General features: G+C 70.2%; 16 protein-coding genes. 7 read left to right on the plus strand and 9 right to left on the minus strand.

Annotated elements, in window-relative coordinates:
- Positions 1–64: 64 nt before the first annotated feature.
- Positions 65–1,984 (minus strand): asparagine synthase (glutamine-hydrolyzing), encoded by a 1,920-nt coding sequence (asnB, locus tag ACTXG6_RS21655; RefSeq protein ID WP_445189617.1) that lies wholly within the window; start codon positions 1,982–1,984, stop codon positions 65–67.
- Positions 1,985–2,278: 294 nt separating this feature from the next.
- Here asnB and ctaC point away from each other — a divergent pair, with 294 nt between their 5' ends.
- Genes ctaC through ACTXG6_RS21670 form a run of 3 tightly spaced genes read left to right on the plus strand, consistent with a single transcriptional unit; the run spans position 2,279 to position 4,181 of the window.
- Complete coding sequence (gene ctaC, locus ACTXG6_RS21660) at positions 2,279–3,208, plus strand: aa3-type cytochrome oxidase subunit II (RefSeq protein WP_445189618.1); 930 nt, start codon at positions 2,279–2,281, stop codon at positions 3,206–3,208.
- 21 nt (positions 3,209–3,229) lie between these two features.
- Positions 3,230–3,628, plus strand: coding sequence for a cytochrome c oxidase subunit 4 (locus tag ACTXG6_RS21665; RefSeq protein ID WP_445189619.1), 399 nt, complete (start codon positions 3,230–3,232; stop codon positions 3,626–3,628).
- A 4-nt stretch (positions 3,629–3,632) separates the two neighbouring features.
- On the plus strand, positions 3,633–4,181 hold the full coding sequence (locus ACTXG6_RS21670; RefSeq protein ID WP_445189620.1) for a GNAT family N-acetyltransferase: 549 nt from the start codon (positions 3,633–3,635) through the stop codon (positions 4,179–4,181).
- A gap of 43 nt (positions 4,182–4,224) precedes the next feature.
- Here ACTXG6_RS21670 and ACTXG6_RS21675 read toward each other — a convergent pair whose 3' ends face one another.
- The 6 genes from ACTXG6_RS21675 to ctaE form a co-directional block, all read right to left on the minus strand.
- On the minus strand, positions 4,225–5,130 hold the full coding sequence (locus ACTXG6_RS21675) for a DMT family transporter (RefSeq protein WP_445189621.1): 906 nt from the start codon (positions 5,128–5,130) through the stop codon (positions 4,225–4,227).
- A gap of 93 nt (positions 5,131–5,223) precedes the next feature.
- Complete coding sequence (locus ACTXG6_RS21680; protein ID WP_445189622.1) at positions 5,224–6,063, minus strand: AraC family transcriptional regulator; 840 nt, start codon at positions 6,061–6,063, stop codon at positions 5,224–5,226.
- A 156-nt stretch (positions 6,064–6,219) separates the two neighbouring features.
- Positions 6,220–7,905: a cytochrome bc1 complex cytochrome b subunit gene (gene qcrB / locus ACTXG6_RS21685; RefSeq protein ID WP_445189623.1), complete on the minus strand. Its 1,686-nt coding sequence runs from the start codon at positions 7,903–7,905 to the stop codon at positions 6,220–6,222.
- Positions 7,902–9,047 carry a cytochrome bc1 complex Rieske iron-sulfur subunit gene (qcrA, locus tag ACTXG6_RS21690; RefSeq protein WP_445189624.1) on the minus strand — a complete coding sequence of 382 codons (1,146 nt, stop codon included), beginning with the start codon at positions 9,045–9,047 and terminating at the stop codon, positions 7,902–7,904. The genes qcrB and qcrA overlap by 4 nt, the downstream gene beginning before the upstream one ends.
- A gap of 64 nt (positions 9,048–9,111) precedes the next feature.
- Positions 9,112–9,957, minus strand: coding sequence for a cytochrome bc1 complex diheme cytochrome c subunit (gene qcrC / locus ACTXG6_RS21695; protein WP_445189625.1), 846 nt, complete (start codon positions 9,955–9,957; stop codon positions 9,112–9,114).
- A gap of 47 nt (positions 9,958–10,004) precedes the next feature.
- Positions 10,005–10,616 carry an aa3-type cytochrome oxidase subunit III gene (gene ctaE / locus ACTXG6_RS21700; RefSeq protein ID WP_445190071.1) on the minus strand — a complete coding sequence of 204 codons (612 nt, stop codon included), beginning with the start codon at positions 10,614–10,616 and terminating at the stop codon, positions 10,005–10,007.
- Between the two features lie 218 nt (positions 10,617–10,834).
- Between ctaE and ACTXG6_RS21705 the strand changes: the two genes are divergently transcribed.
- On the plus strand, positions 10,835–11,221 hold the full coding sequence (locus ACTXG6_RS21705) for a hypothetical protein (protein ID WP_445190072.1): 387 nt from the start codon (positions 10,835–10,837) through the stop codon (positions 11,219–11,221).
- A gap of 25 nt (positions 11,222–11,246) precedes the next feature.
- Positions 11,247–12,350: an anthranilate phosphoribosyltransferase gene (trpD, locus tag ACTXG6_RS21710; RefSeq protein ID WP_445189626.1), complete on the plus strand. Its 1,104-nt coding sequence runs from the start codon at positions 11,247–11,249 to the stop codon at positions 12,348–12,350.
- A gap of 114 nt (positions 12,351–12,464) precedes the next feature.
- Here trpD and ACTXG6_RS21715 read toward each other — a convergent pair whose 3' ends face one another.
- Positions 12,465–13,007 carry a DUF3291 domain-containing protein gene (locus ACTXG6_RS21715; RefSeq protein ID WP_445189627.1) on the minus strand — a complete coding sequence of 181 codons (543 nt, stop codon included), beginning with the start codon at positions 13,005–13,007 and terminating at the stop codon, positions 12,465–12,467.
- A gap of 213 nt (positions 13,008–13,220) precedes the next feature.
- Positions 13,221–13,472, minus strand: a complete 252-nt coding sequence (locus ACTXG6_RS21720; protein ID WP_445189628.1) for a hypothetical protein — start codon at positions 13,470–13,472, stop codon at positions 13,221–13,223.
- A 581-nt stretch (positions 13,473–14,053) separates the two neighbouring features.
- On the opposite strand from ACTXG6_RS21720, the gene ACTXG6_RS21725 reads away from it, so the two are divergent.
- Positions 14,054–14,248, plus strand: coding sequence for a DUF3046 domain-containing protein (locus ACTXG6_RS21725; RefSeq protein WP_445189629.1), 195 nt, complete (start codon positions 14,054–14,056; stop codon positions 14,246–14,248).
- Positions 14,249–14,424: 176 nt separating this feature from the next.
- Entirely contained in the window at positions 14,425–15,471 is a 1,047-nt protein-coding gene (gene recA, locus ACTXG6_RS21730; RefSeq protein WP_445189630.1) for a recombinase RecA, read from the plus strand.
- Position 15,472 lies beyond the last annotated feature (1 nt).

Raw genomic sequence — 15,472 nt, forward strand, 5'->3', positions numbered from 1 at the left:
TGGTGCCCGCCGCACAGACCCTGTAGCCCTTGTGCGGCCCGTACCAGCTCTGTGCGAGCCCCAATCAGAGCTGTACGGGGTACTGCGGCTCCGGGATCTCCGGACGGATCCGGCCCTCCACGGTGATGCCGTGCCAGAGCATGAAGACCAGCAGCGTCCAGATCCGCCTGCTGTGGTCGAACGGCCCGGCCCGGTGCTCGTCCAGCATCCGGCGGACCGCCTCCAGGTCGAGCAGGTGATCGGTCTGGCTGTCCCGGATGATTCCGGCCGCCCATTCGTACATCTCGTCGCGCAGCCAGTGCCGGATGGGTACCGGGAAGCCCAGCTTGCGCCGCTGCAGCACGTGCGCCGGCACGATGCCCTCCAGGGCCCGGCGCAGCGCGTACTTGGTGGTGCCGGAGGCGTTGGTACCGGTGATCTTCTCGTCCAGCGGGATCGCGGCGGCCACCCGGAACACCTCGGGGTCCAGGAACGGCACCCGCAGCTCCAGTGAGTTGGCCATGGTCATCTTGTCGGCCTTGACCAGGATGTCGCCGCGCAGCCAGGTGAACAGGTCGACGTGCTGCATCCGGGCCACCGGGTCCCAGCCGGCGGACTGCCGGTACCACTGTGCGGTGATCTCGGTGTGCGACCGGCGCGGGTCGAAGGTGCGCAGTACCTTGGTGAGCTGGTCGTCCCGGAAGATCCGGGCGTTGCCGTAGTAGCGCTGCTCCAGTGGCAGCGCGCCCCGGCGCAGCAGGTCCTTGCCGCGCACGCCCTCGGGGATCCGGGTGGACAGCCGGCCCAGCGCCTTGCGCACGCCACCGGGCACCCGCTCGAACGGCGCCAGCGACAGCGGCTCGCGGTAGATCGTGTAGCCGCCGAACAGCTCGTCCGCGCCCTCCCCGGACAGCACCACCTTGACGTGCTGGCGGGCCTCCCTGGCGATGAACCACAGCGGCACGAGCGCCGGGTCGGCCACCGGGTCGTCGAGGTACCAGACGATCAGGGGCAGGGCCTCCATCATCTCGTCCGGCTTGACGGTGCGCACCACGTGCCGGACGCCGATGGCGGCGGCCGACTCGGCGGCCACGTCGACCTCGGAGTAGCCCTCCCGCTCGAACCCGGTGGTGAAGGTGATCAGGTTCGGGTTGTGCTCCTTGGCCAGCGCGGCGATGGCGGTGGAGTCGATGCCGCCGGACAGGAAGGCGCCGACGGTGACGTCCGCGCGCATGTGCTTGGCCACCGAGTCGCGCAGCACGTCGGCCACCCGGTGGTGCAGTGCGCTCCGGTCGTCGGCGCCGATGAGCGGAGTGGGGGAGAACACAGGGTCGAAGTACCGCTCGCTGACCGGCTCCTCGCCGGGGCGGACGGTGAACATGGTGCCGGACTCGATCCGCCGGATCTCCCGGTGCATGGTGGCCGGCTCCGGCACGTACTGCAGCAGCAGGTAGTGCTGCAGGGCGGGCAGGTCCAGGCTCAGCGTGCCGGGCTCGGCGAGCTCCTGCAGACACTTCTTCTCGCTCGCGAACGCGGTGCCGGCGGGCCCGGTGCTGACGTAGAGCGGCTTGATGCCGAACGGGTCCCGGGCGCCGAACAGCACCCGGCGCTCGGCGTCCCAGATCAGGAACGCGAACATGCCGCGCAGCCGGCGCACCGCGTCGGCGCCCCAGTAGTGGTACGCGGCGACGACGACCTCGCCGTCACCCTCGGTGCTGAACGTGGCGCCGTGCTCGGCGATCAGCTGTTCGCGCAGCTCCAGGTAGTTGTAGACCTCACCGTTGAACGCCAGCGTGTAGCGGCCCTCCGCGTAGTGCAGCGGTTGGTGTGAGCTCTCCAGGTCGATGATGGCCAGTCGGTTGAAGCCGAAGACCACGTCCTGGTTGTGCCAGACGTCGGTCTCGTCCGGACCGCGGTGGCGTGAGCAGTGCAGTGCGCCGGTGATGGCGCCCGCCCGGTCCGGCGCATCGCCGCGCGCGGTCAGCAGTCCCAGTAGTCCACACACGCGGCGTGTTCGCCCCTTCCCACCTGTGGGTGCCGGCGGGCCCGTCGAGGCTGTCGAGTCGCGCGCGCCGGCGCCGTACTCGGCACCATCCACGACGCCGGTCCCGACGGCTCAGACCCGAGCCGGTCCGAGGCGGCCCAGTATGCCGGTCCGCTTCCGGCGACATGCGCGCGCCGCCCACGTACCCAGACGCGAGAGTGGCGTCCAGTTCTTATAGGCTGCGCCCTAGGTAGTTGCCGCTGCGCCAATTGGTGCAATCGGGCGACGTCGACCAAGTGTGGGAGGCAGCGAGCTGTGGGCGACGTGAGGCGCACTCGGTTCGGGCGGGCGATCAAAGTTGCCGTCCTTGCCGCCGTCGTGGCGGTATCGGCGAGTGGTTGCTCGGTCGACGAGGTGCTGCGTTTTGGCTGGCCAGTAGGGGTCACCCCGCAGGCGCTGGAGATGCGGCAGCTGTGGACGACCCTGGTGGTCGCATCGCTGGTGGTCGGCGTCATCGTCTGGGGTATGACGATCTGGGCGCTCATCTTCCACCGCAAGAAGGGCGACGAGGAGCTGCCGAGGCAGTTCCAGTACAGCCTGCCGGTGGAGATCGTCAGTGTGGTGCTCCCCACGATCATCGTGGCCGGCATCTTCAGCTACACCGTGGTGGTGCAGAACGACGTCGACAAGCACATCCCGAACCCCGACGTCAAGGTCAACGTCACCGCCTTCCAGTGGAACTGGAAGTTCGACTACCCGGACAACCCGACGGGCCGGCCGATCAGCACGCTCGGTACCAGCGAGACGATTCCGCTGCTCGTGCTGCCGACCGACCGCAGCATCGAGTTCACCCTCGACTCCCAGGACGTCATCCACTCGTTCTTCGTGCCGGAGTTCCTGTTCAAGCGGGACGTCTTCCCGGACCCGGAGAAGAACGACACGGACAACGTCTTCCTCATCGACAAGATCGATAGGGAAGGTGCGTTCGTCGGTCGCTGCGCCGAGCTGTGCGGCAGCTACCACTCCGCGATGAACTTCGAGGTCCGCGCGCTGAACCCGGACCTCTACGGCCGCTACCTGCAGCTGCGCACCCAGAACAACCCGATCACCGGGGTGCCGAACACAGCCGGCGAAGCGCTGGCCGCGCTCAACTGCGGCGAGTTGTGCGCGCCGGAGGCAACCACCACCTACCCGTTCCACACCGAGCGCAACGAGCGTTCGGCGTCGGTCCGGTCGAGCAGCTGAGCGAAGGGGAGTGGTGGCGCGATGAAGGTTGAATCTCGGATCTTCGAGATCTGCACGGCGTTCTTCTTCCTGTGCGCGATCGTGTACGGGTTGCTGTCGCACGAGGCCGTCGGCATCGTCGGCCTCACCCTGACCGGTGGCCTGTCGCTGATCATCGGCACCTACTTCCGCTTCGTGTCGAGGCGGCTGGAGGCCCGTCCGGAGGACAATCCGGACGCGGAGATCTCCGACGGTGCCGGTGAGGTCGGGTTCTTCAGCCCGGGCAGCTACTGGCCGATCGGCCTGGCGGCCGGCGCGGCCCTGGTCGGGATCAGCGTGGCCTACTGGATGATCTGGGCGCTCGTCATCTCCGGTGCGATCCTGATCTTCATGGTGGGTGGGCTCCTCTTCGAGTACCACCTGCCGCGCTCGGACCACTGAGAGCGTGACTCCCCGGACGGCGGTGATCTCGAGCCCTCGGCTGCAGCTGCGGACGCTCACCGCGCACGACGCCGAGCGCACCCTGGCCGCCTCCGACCTGGACCGCCCGGTCTACGCGGACGGGTACCCCTCGGCATTCGCCACCCAGGTGCTGCGGCTCGTCGCGCTGTACCCGGCGATCGACCAGGAGGCCGACGAGGGCGCACCGGACCTCGGCCCGTGGTTGCTGCTGCGGCGCTCCGACGACGCGGTCATCGGCACGATCAGCTGCGCCCGCACCGGTGACCCGGTCGAGGTCTCCGTCGGCTACGACATCGCGTCGTCCTGCTGGGGCGAGGGCTACGCCACGGAGGCCCTCGGCGCGGTGGTCGAGCACCTTCTCGGCCAGCCCGACATCGGCCGGGTTTGCGCGGAGGCGAAGATCGACCACGCGGCCAGCCGCCGGGTGATGGAGAAGTCCGGAATGCGCTGGCAACGCGACGAGGTTGCCGAGCACGAGGGCCGCGAGGTCAAGCTCGCGCACTACGCGATCGACCGCCCAGAGTCTGTCTGACCGCCCGGGGCCGGTCTGACGGCCCGGAGCGGCCGCCGCCCGGTCAGTCGGCCGCGGGGCAGGGCTGGGCGACGGCCGCCACCGCCGGGACCTTCTCCCGCTGCCGCGCGGTGGCCAGCACCGATCCGGTCAGGATGAGGACGAACGCCGCGATCACCGGCAGGGTCAGCGGCTCACCGAGCAGCAGCACACCCGCGGTGACCGCGACCGCCGGGTTGACGTAGGTGAACACCATCGCCCTGGCCGGCCCCACCTCGCGGATCAGCTCGAAGAACAGCACGAACGCCACCGCGGTGCAGACCACCCCGAGCCCGCCGAGCGCGAGCAACACCGCACCCGACGGCAGCTCGCGCGGCCAGGTGACGATCGCGGGCACCGTGTAGACCAGGGCGGCGAGTGTCAGGCAGCTGGCGGTCATCAGCAGGTTGGGCACCTCGGCCAGCTTGCGCGCGGCGATCACCGGAGCGGTGGCGTACCCGATCGCCACCAGCAGCAGCTCCACCACCGGCCACCCGGTGCCCCCGCCGAGGTGCGGCGCGGCGAGCAGCAGGACGCCGGCCATCCCGAGCCCCAGCCCGGTCCAGCGCACCGGACCCAACGGGGTGGTGTCGCCGAAGAGGCGGACGACCAGCACCCCGATGATCGGCACCGCGGCGATGAGCAGCCCGGTCATCCCGCTGGACAGCCGGCGCTCGGCGTCGGACAGCAGCCACCACGGGCCGATGATCTCCAGCGCGGCGAAGGCGAGCAGCGGGCGCCAGTGCGCGCGCAGGATGGCCAGCCCGCCGGCCCTGGCGGCGAGCGGGAGCAGCACCGCCGCGCCGATCGCGGTGCGCGCGAACACCAGCACCGGCACGGAGACGCCGTCCACCGCGATCTTGATCATCAGGTACGGGATGCCCCACAGCAGGCACATCGCCGCGAACAGCAGCCAACCTCGCCGACTCACCGAGAACTCCACATCACTCTGGGCCACCGGTTACCGCGGCGCGCCACACCCGAACTGGTCCTACGGACCGGACAACACCGCCCAGCGTCGTCCTCATCCCCGCGCGGAGTCTTGAACGCTGTTGCGGAACGCACCCGGGGTCACACCGACCACCCGCCGGAACCACCGGGTCAGGTGCGCCTGGTCGGCGAAGCCGAGCCGGGTCGCCACCTCGGCCAGCCGTCCACCCCGCTCCAGCAGGCGCTTGGCGTGGGCCACCCGGTGCTGGGCGAGCCAGGCGTAGGGCGGCATGCCGACCTCCTCCCGGAACGCCCGCACCAACTGGTAGCGGGACAGGCCCAGCTCGCCGGCCATCTCGGCCAGCGACGGCGGTGAGGTCATCTGGTCGGCCAGCCGGCTCATCACCGGGCCGGCCACGGTGGTGCCGCGGCGGTGCGGAGCGGGGCCGGGCGTGCTGGCGTGCCGCCGCACCAGCTCGCCGAGCAGCTCGGCGAGCCGGGACTCGCCCTCCAGCGGGTCCTCGGCCCTGGCCAGCACGGTGTGGACGGATGCCAGTTCGCCGGCCAGTCGCGGGTCGTGGATGACGAGGTCGCGGAAGTGCGGCAGCGGCTCGTCGGGCCCGGTGAGCAGGCCGTGGTGCGGATAGAGCACCCGGTAGGTGAAGCCGTCCGGTACAGCGGGTCCGCCGGTGTGCGGCTCGCCGGGTTCGACCAGGACCACCGTGCCGGGGCCGGCGTAGTGCAGCGCGCCCCGGTACCGGATGACCTCGCGCCCGCTGGTGCAGGCACCGACCGCGTAGACGTCGTGCATGTGCGGGGCGTAGTGGCGGCTCACCAGCCGCGCGTGCAGCAGGTCGATGGACGGCCCGCCGCCGCCGTCCACCCGGGTCCAGAATGCCCAGTCCCTGGCCCTGTGTTCGCTCGTGCCGCCCATAACCCGCCCAGACCGCCTGACTGCCGACCGCTGCCCGCGCACCGCGCAGAGGCCCTCTGGCGGACGTTACCCGTGCACCCGCCGGACCGGCGTACGAAAAAGGCGCCCCCGACGTGGTCGGAGGCGCCTTTTCCCGCTCTTGCCTGCGGTGCCCGGTCAGTTGTCGAGCTGCTTCGGGCGACCGGCCAGCTCCCGGCGGTCGTCCTTGCTGTGCTGCTCCGAGTCGGTCGCCGCGCCGTTGCCGTGTGCCAGCTCGGCGCGGGCCTGCTCCAGTGCGACGGTCTCCTCCGGCGGGTCCGGCCGCAGCAACGACCCGGCCACCGGGTGACCGCTGGAGCCGAGCTGGTTCATCCGCTTGGGCACCGAGGCGCCCTGGTAGGCCAGCGGAATGGCGTGCCCGTGCGAGTCGAGCCCGGCCAGCGGCTGGTGCACCTCGATGAACTCGCCGTGCGGCAGCCGCTTGATGATGCCGGTCTCGATGCCGTGCTCGAGGACCGCGCGGTCGCCGCGCTGCAGCCCGAGGCAGAGCCGGTAGGTCACCCAGTAGGCCAGCGGCGGGAGCAGCAGGATGCCGATCCGGCCGGCCCAGGTGGTGGCGTTCAGCGAGATGTTGAACTTGTCGGCGATGATGTCGTTCGAACCGAGCAGTACCAGCCAGGCGTAGAACGTGATGGCCATCACACCGAGCGAGGTGCGGACCGGCACGTCCCGGGGCCGCTGCAACAGGTTGTGCATCGCGTTGTCCTTGGTGAACTTCCGCTCGATCATCGGGTAGGCCCCCGCCACCCCGTGGATGATCGGCAGGAACAGCGGACTGGCCCAGAACGCCGGCGGGATCAGGTACGTGTGCGCGATGTTGATCTCCCACGGCGGGAAGATGCGCAGCATGCCCTCGGTGAACAGGACGTACCAGTCCGGCTGCGAACCCGCTGAGATGTGCGCCGGGTTGTACGGGCCGAAGTTCCAGACCGGGTTGATCTGGAAGATGCCGGCCATGATGGCGATGACACCCACGGTGACGGCGAAGAACGCGCCGCCCTTGGCCGCGAAGGCCGGCAGGATGCGCACGCCGACCACGTTGTTCTCGGTGCGGCCGGGGCCGGGGAACTGGGTGTGCTTCTGGTACCAGACCAGCCCCACGTGCACCGCGATCAGCGCGAGCAGGATGCCCGGCAGCAACAGCACGTGCACGATGTAGAGCCGGGGGATCAGCTCGGTCCCGGGGAACTCCGACCCGAAGATCAGGTAGTTGACCCAGGTACCCATCACCGGGATCGACATCACGAAGCCGGACATGATCCGCAGCCCGGTGCCGGAGAGCAGGTCGTCCGGCAGCGAGTAACCGGTGAAGCCCTCCATGAAGCCCATCAGGATCAGCAGGATGCCGATGATCCAGTTCGTCTCACGGGGCTTGCGGAACGCGCCGGTGAAGTACGTCCGGAACATGTGCACGACCATCGAGGCGACGAACAGCAGCGCCGCCCAGTGGTGGATCTGCCGGACGAACAGCCCGCCGCGGACGTCGAAGGAGATCTGCAGGGAGCTCTCGTAGGCCCGGGACATGGACAGTCCCCGGAGGTTGTCGAACACCCCGTTGTAGGTGACCTCCTGCATCGACGGGTCGAAGAACAGACCCAGGTAGGTGCCGGAGAGCAGCAGGATGATGAAGCTGTACAGCGCGATCTCGCCGAGCATGAACGACCAGTGCGTCGGGAAGACCTTGTTGAACTGCTTCCGCATCCCGGCCGCGGGGTGATACCGCTGGTCGAGCTCATCGAGCGCGTTGGCCGCCTTGGCCTTGAGCGCGTTCGAACTGGTCGTCGGGGTCGTGATGGAACTCATGATCGCCGCTCCCAGAAGCCAGGCCCGACCGCCTCGTCGAAGTCAGCGGTCGCGATGAAGTATCCCTCGTTGTCCACCGTGATGGGAAGCTGTGGCAGCGCCCGGGTGGCCGGCCCGAAGATCGGCTTGGCGTACTCGGTGGCCAGGAACTGCGACTGGTGGCACGGGCACAGGATCCGGTTGGTCTGCGACTCGTACAGCGAGGTGGGGCAACCGAGGTGTGTGCACACCTTGGAGTAGGCGTAGAAGTCGCCGAAGTGGAAGTTCTCCTGGCCGGCCCGCTGGGTCACCTGGGTGCCCGGCCGGAGCCTGATCAGCATCACCGGCGCGTCCGAGGCGCGCAGGTTCTCGCTCATCTTCTCCGCGTCATGCAGGTCGGACAGCCGGAACGGGAACACCGTCTCGATCGACGCCGCGTCCAGGTCCTCCGGGCGTACCCGGACCTCGATGTTGTTGCTGATGATCTCCTCGGAGGAGATGCCCAGGTCCCGGCGCAGGTAGACCTTCTCGCCGTTCTCCGGCGCCCACGGGGTCACCCAGAGCTGGGCCTTGTCGCCGCCCTTCCACGGGTTGTGGATCATGCCACCGAGCGCGATGACGCCGAACCCGAGGCCGAAGATCCCGGCGGCGAGGCCGGCGCTGCGCTTGATCATCGAGCGGCGCCCGATGCCGGTGTCCTTGCCGGCGGCGGCCAGCTGGGCCATCAGGACGCGTCGCTCCAGCTCACCGGACCGGCCGTCGTGGCGCTGTTGGACGGCCACCTCGTCGGGGAAGAACTTCTTGACGTACGCGATGACGCCCACGCCGAGGAGCAGCACGGTGAGTCCGAAGCTGGCCCCGATGACCGGGGTGTACAGCGAGTACATCAGGTGTCCCGGCTGATCCGGGGCGACGTAGTGGAACGGCCAGAACAGGAACGACACCACGAACACCAGCGCGGCGATCGCGGAGAGCAGGAACCAGCGGGCGACGGCCCGCTCGGCGCGCTTCTCCGCCCTGGTGCCGGGGACCGGCCAGCGGTTCGCGTTCTTGAGCAGTACGACGTCGTCCAGCTCGGTCGCCAGGGTGGCGAGCTGCTCGGGGTTCAAGTCATCCAGCTGGGCGTCGGTCGGGCGTGCCGGGCTGTGCGTTCCTTCGCTCACTGCTCGCCTCCGCGCTCGCTCCGTGCACTCGCTGCGATGGTCACTCGCTGTCGGCCTCGCGCGCTCATGCCTTTGCTCCCAACCACAGCGTGAAGCCGACCAGCGCGCCGATCCCGACCAGGAAGGCGATCAGGCCCTCGGAGACCGGTCCGATCCCGCCGAGCCCGTTGCCGCCGGGGTCGTTGCCGCCGTCAGCCACGGTCTTGACATAGGCGATGATGTCCTTCTTCTCGTCCGGCGACAGCTGCCGGTCGGAGAAGTGCGGCATGCTCTGGGGGCCGCTGAGCATGGCGGTGTAGATCTGGTCCTCCGTCGCGGGACTCAGCGGCGGGGCGAACTTGCCGGAGGACAGTGCGCCGCCCTGGCCGGTGAAGTTGTGGCACTGCGCACAGTTCAGCCGGAACAGCTCGCCGCCGCGGGCCGGGTCCGGGCCGCGCAGCGCGATGCCGCTCTCGGCCGGCCGCTGCGGACCGCCACCGTTCGCCTGGACGAACGCGGACAGCGCGTCGATGTTGTGCGCGCCGATCGCGGTGCTCGGGTTCAGGTCGGCCAGCGGGTGCTTGCGCTCGGCCTGCGCCTCCTGGCGGGCCAACGGCATCCGCCCGCTGGACACCTGGAAGTAGGTGGCCGCCGAGCCGACGCCGATCAGGCTCGGCCCCCGGTCGGTGACGCCCTGGAGGTTGGCGCCGTGGCAGGTGATGCAGTGGTTGTCGAAGACCTGCTGGCCCTGGGCAACGAGCTGGGAGTCGTCGGCCGCGACGGCGGTCTGCGGCCTCGGTGCGAACACGGAGTACAGCGCGCCGGCGCTGAGCAAGGCGATGCCCAGGGCGAGCGCACCGGCAATGCGGCGACGCAGCTTGCTCCGCGCGGACCGGCTCGTCGAACGGCGCTGTGTGGTGGTGGTTCTCATCGCGGAGTCTCGAACCCTCGCTGTCAGATCGGGCGCTCGGAGAGCGGTCAGCGGATGAAGTAGATCACGGAGAACAGGCCGATCCAGACGACGTCGACGAAGTGCCAGTAGTACGACACCACGATCGCCGCGGTTGCCTGGGCTGGGGTGAACTTGCTGAGCTTGGTGCGGATCAGCAGGAAGATGAACGCGATGAGGCCGCCGGTCACGTGCAGCGCGTGGAACCCGGTCGTCAGGTAGAAGACCGTCCCGTAGGCACTGGACGCGATCGTGGTGTGGTGGTTCACGATCAGGCCCCGGTACTCGTTCACCTGGCCGAGCACGAACAGCGTGCCCATCACCAGCGTGATCAGGTACCACCGACGCAGCCCGAACACGTCGCCCCGCTCAGCGGCGAACACGCCGTACTGGCAGGTGAACGAGGACGCGACCAGGATGATGGTGACGACCAGCGCGTAGGGCACGTCGAGCTCTGTCGGGGGCGGTGGCCACTCGCCGACGTTCTGGGCCCGAGCGGTGAAGTAGATCGCGAATAGCCCCGCGAAGAACATCAGTTCGCTGGACAGCCAGACGATCGTGCCGATGCTGACCATGTTCGGCCGATTCAGCGAATGGATCCGCTGACTGATGTTGGGCGCTGCCGTCGTCACGGGGGTCATTATTACCCGCGAGGTCAGCCCGGTCCGTTCAGGGTTGGGCACTATCGGTCACACGTCTGGATCACATGTCCCGCGCGGACCCGCCCGGGATCGCCTGATCGCCCGGATATCATCGTGCGCGCCGCCGATGTGGGAGGAAACTGAGCCTCGTGAGCAACACCGTGAGTAGTGCAGGAAACGCGGGGAATTCGAGTGCGTCCTCGGGTGCGGTACGGACGATCCTGGTGTTCAGCCACCGTGCCCCGGTCCGGGAGTCGATCACCAACGCGGTGGGGCGACGCCCCGCGCCGGACGTCGGTCGGGTGAAGTTTCTCGAGGTCGGCGGGGTGGCCGAGGTCCTGGCCGCGATGGACTCCGGTCAGGTGGACCTGGCGATCCTGGACGGCGAGTCGCAGCCGACCGGCGGGATGGGACTGTGCCGGCAGCTCAAGAACGAGATCACCAACTGCCCCCCGATCGTGGTTGCCGTGCAGCGACGCGACGACCGGTGGCTGGCGACCTGGTCGCAGGCCGACGCGGTGCTGGTGCACCCGCTGGACCCGCTGACCGCCGCCGAGACGGTGGCCGACGTGCTCCGCGGCGGCGTCCCGGCCGTCCGACACTGAGCCGGCGTTCGGTTACCGGGGCCGCATGACGCCGCCGACCGAGACAGGCGCTGCCTCCGCAACCAGCGCAACCGGTGCCGCCGATACCGGGGAACGGAGCTGGCCGGGGCTGCTCAGCAGGTTGCTCGCCGGCACCGACCTGACCGCGTCCGACACCGCATGGGTGATGGACGAGGTGCTCGCGGGTGACGCGAGTGATGTCCGTCTCGCCGGTTTCCTGACCGCGCTGCGCGCCAAGGGGGAGACCGCCGAGGAGATCGCCGGGCTCGCCGAGGCGATGCTGTCCCGCGCCCGCCGGGTTCCGCTGGCCGGCGCCGCGGTCGACGTGGTGGGCACCGGCGGTGACCACTCGCAGAGCGTCAACATCTCGAGCATGGCGGCCATCGTCGTCGCGGCCGCCGGTGTCCCGGTGGTCAAGCACGGCAACCGGGCCGCGTCCTCCCGGTCCGGCGCGGCCGACCTGCTCGAGGCACTCGGGGTGGCGATAGACCTGCCGCCGGACGGTGTGTCGCGGTGCCTGGCCGAGGTCGGGATCGGGTTCTGCTTCGCGCCGGTGTTCCACCCGGCCATGCGCTACGCGGCAACCGCCCGCCGGGAGCTGGGTGTGCCGACCGCGATGAACCTGCTCGGCCCGCTCACCAACCCGGCGCAGCCGCCGGCCGGCCTGATCGGCTGCGCGGACCTCCGGCTGGCCCCGGTGATCGCCGCCGTATTGGCCGGTCGGGGGGCGTCCGCGCTGGTGGTGCGTGGTGACGACGGTCTGGACGAGATCACCACGACCAGTACGACCTCGGTGTGGCTGGTGGCCGGCGGGGCGGTGCGGCTGGAGTCGCTGGACGTCGCCGAGCTGGGCGTACCCAGGGCCACCGCCGCTGACCTGCGCGGCGGCGATGCGGCGTTCAACGCGGACGTGGCGCGGCGGTTGCTGGCCGGCGAGACCGGGCCGGTGCGCGATGCGGTGCTGGTGAACGCGGCGGGTGCGGTGGCCGCTTTCACCGGATTGAGTGACGATCTCCTCGCCGACCTGCGCGCGTCATGGGACCGGGTGGTCGAGGCGGTGGACTCCGGCGCCGCTGCCGCGCTGCTCGCGCGGTGGGCCGAGTTGTCCAGCTCGCTGCGGGGGGCCTGAGCCGGGGCTGGCCGCTCAGGCCGGGCACGGGCGAGTCGTGATCCCGGGTGAGTCGTGATCCCGGGCGAGTCGTGACCGGGTGAGTCGTGACCGAACTGTGCCCGTGCGGGCCGCTCAGGCCGGGCAGAACCAGTCGTCCCGGGCGGTGGGGGCGGCGGCGGGTGCGGTGGGCGCCGCACCGGCGGGCGCCGCACCGGCGGGCGCCGCACCGGCGGGCGCCGGGAACGGCGTGCGGAAGGTGAACGCGTACTCGGTCGGGCCATGGGTGCGCAGGTGGGCGAGCCGCTGTTCCGCGTCCGCCATCGTGGGCAGCTGCCCGGCCGGCACCCACCACAGCACCTGGTAGGCCTCGCCCATCGCCTCGAACCACTCCTTGCGACGGCGCAGCACCCGGACGTGGCCGCTGCGGTAGGCGTAGTCGGCCAATGCGTCCAGTGAGATCCAGACACTCATGTTCACGATCAACCGGTCGTCGTCGAAGGCCCGGACGGCGGTCGCGTCGCCGTCCTCGGTCTGCAGCCGCCAGACGAACCCGGGCGCCGCGTCGGCGAGCGCGTTGATCTCGTCCAGCGCCGCCACGAAGCCGGCCAACCGCGGTGAGGTCAGCGGCTCGATGGGCAGCGCGATGTTCAGCTGGGCGAGCTGGTGGCTGGTCACCCACAGAAGCTAGCGCCCGCACAGCCGGAAACGGACCGAATTTCCGGTCACGACCCCGGAGGGACTTCGCTCGGCTTTCGGTGGCGCGGGTTTCGGTGGCGCGGGTTTCGGTGGCTCGGCGTCGGTGTCGGCGTCGGTGGCGCGGCGTCGGTGGCTCGGCGTCGGTGGCGCGGCGTGGTGGCGCGGCGGTGGCGCGGCGTCGCGGGGGCCCAGCTAGCGCCGGCGCTGCCACCACCAGCGTGCCAGCACCACCAGGCTGGCCACCAGTCCGGCCAGCACCACCAGCTGGCCGAGCGGCGAGGAGAGCCCGGTCGGGTCCGGCGAGGTCAGCACCCCCGCACGGTACCCGGACCGGCGGGCACCGTGCCGCCGGCGGCGCACGCCGCCGCCGCGAGTGTTACCGAGCTGCACACCAGGCAGGTTGTGGGCGCCCGCGGCATGCCTGGTGTGCAGCTCGGTAACCACAGGCAGCTGCCACGGCAGCCTGGTGGCCGGTTCGGTGACTGATGACGCAGGCGTTGGGCAGTGAGCCGCCCTTGGCCGGCCGCCTGAGCAGGGCCCCATGATCAGCGGGACTTCAGGGTTGTTCTCGCGGCCTCGAACAGCCGTGGTGTCCCGTTGATCACTCGCCGGCGGTTCATGCGGAGTCGTGCGTGAGTGTCGGTGCGCCGAGCGCCTTGTTACCGAGCTGCACAGGGTGCAGGTCTAGCGGCCGAAAAACCTGCACCCTGTGCAGCTCGGTAACAGCGGACCGGCGGGACCGGCGCCGCGCGGCTGGCCGCGGACCGGCGGGAGCTGCGGGGGGCCGGCGGCGCTGCGCTGCCGGTGGGATCGGCGGCGACGCGGGCCCGGCGGCGCTGCGCTGCCGGTGGGATCGGCGGCGACGCGGGCCCGGCGGCGCCGCGCTGCCGGTGGGAGCGGCGGGCCCGGCGGCGCTGCGCTGTCGGAGCGGCGCTGCGCTGTCGGAGCGGCGCTGCGTGGCTGGTCGGGGCGGTGCCGTGCGGCCGGTTGGCTGATTTCGGCGGGCACGCTCTAGCGTGGGGCGGGTGCGACTGAGTCAATTCCGCGAGCTGATGGCCGACGAGTTCGGTTCGGTGCGGGCCAGCTCGCTGGCCACCGACCACGTGTTCGCCGAGCTCAACGGGCAGACCGTGAATCAGGCGCTGGAGGCCGGCTGGGACCCCCGGGACGTCTGGCGGGCGGTCTGCGGTGCCTTCGAGGTACCCCCCGAGCGGCGGTGAGCGCGCCGAATTATCCCGTATCGGCGTGTCCTGTCGGATTCGAACAGCCGTTCGGCTAAGGTGTTGTCCACACCCGGTGGAGTTGTCCACAGACGACGCCCGCGGTCACCAAACCGTCGGTCGCGCCGCCTAGCGTCAGCCGTACCGCGTTCCCTACTTCAGCAAGGTGGCATTCGATGAGCGCAGCTCCCGACCGCGAGAAGGCGCTAGCACTCGCGCTCGCCCAGATCGAGAAAAACCACGGCAAGGGCTCGGTGATGCGCCTCGGTGACGAGGTCCGTGCGCCGATCAGGGTGATCCCGACCGGGTCCATCGCGCTGGACGTCGCGCTGGGCGTCGGCGGGTTGCCCCGCGGCCGGGTGGTGGAGATCTACGGCCCGGAGTCCTCGGGTAAGACGACGGTCGCGCTGCACGCGGTGGCCAACGCCCAGGCCGCCGGCGGCGTCGCCGCGTTCATCGACGCCGAGCACGCGCTCGACCCGGACTACGCCAAGGTCCTCGGCGTGGACACCGACTCGCTGCTGGTCTCCCAGCCGGACACCGGTGAGCAGGCGCTTGAGATCGCCGACATGTTGATCCGCTCCGGCGCGATCGACCTCATCGTGATCGACTCGGTGGCCGCGCTGGTACCGCGCGCCGAGATCGAGGGCGAGATGGGCGACAGCCACGTCGGCCTGCAGGCCCGGCTGATGAGCCAGGCCCTGCGGAAGATCACCGGTGGGCTGAGCAACTCGGGCACCACCGCCATCTTCATCAACCAGCTCCGCGAGAAGATCGGCGTGATGTTCGGCTCGCCGGAGACCACGACCGGTGGCAAGGCGCTGAAGTTCTACGCCTCGGTCCGGCTGGACATCCGGCGGATCGAGACGCTCAAGGACGGCACCGACGCGGTCGGCAGCCGCACCCGCGTCAAGGTGGTGAAGAACAAGGTCGCCCCGCCGTTCAAGCAGGCGGAGTTCGACATCCTCTTCGGCCACGGCATCAGCCGGGAGGGCTCGCTGATCGACGTCGGGGTTGAGCAGGCGCTGATCCGCAAGTCCGGTGCCTGGTACACCTACGAGGGCGACCAGTTGGGCCAGGGCAAGGAGAACGCCCGCAAGTTCATGCTGGAGAACCCGGACGTGGCCGACGAGATCGAGAAGAAGATCAAGGAGAAGCTCGGCATCGGCGCGAAGCTCGATGCCGACGCCACCATCCCGGCTCCGGCCCCCGTCGACTTCTGAC

Source organism: Pseudonocardia sp. Cha107L01 (genome assembly GCF_052566575.1).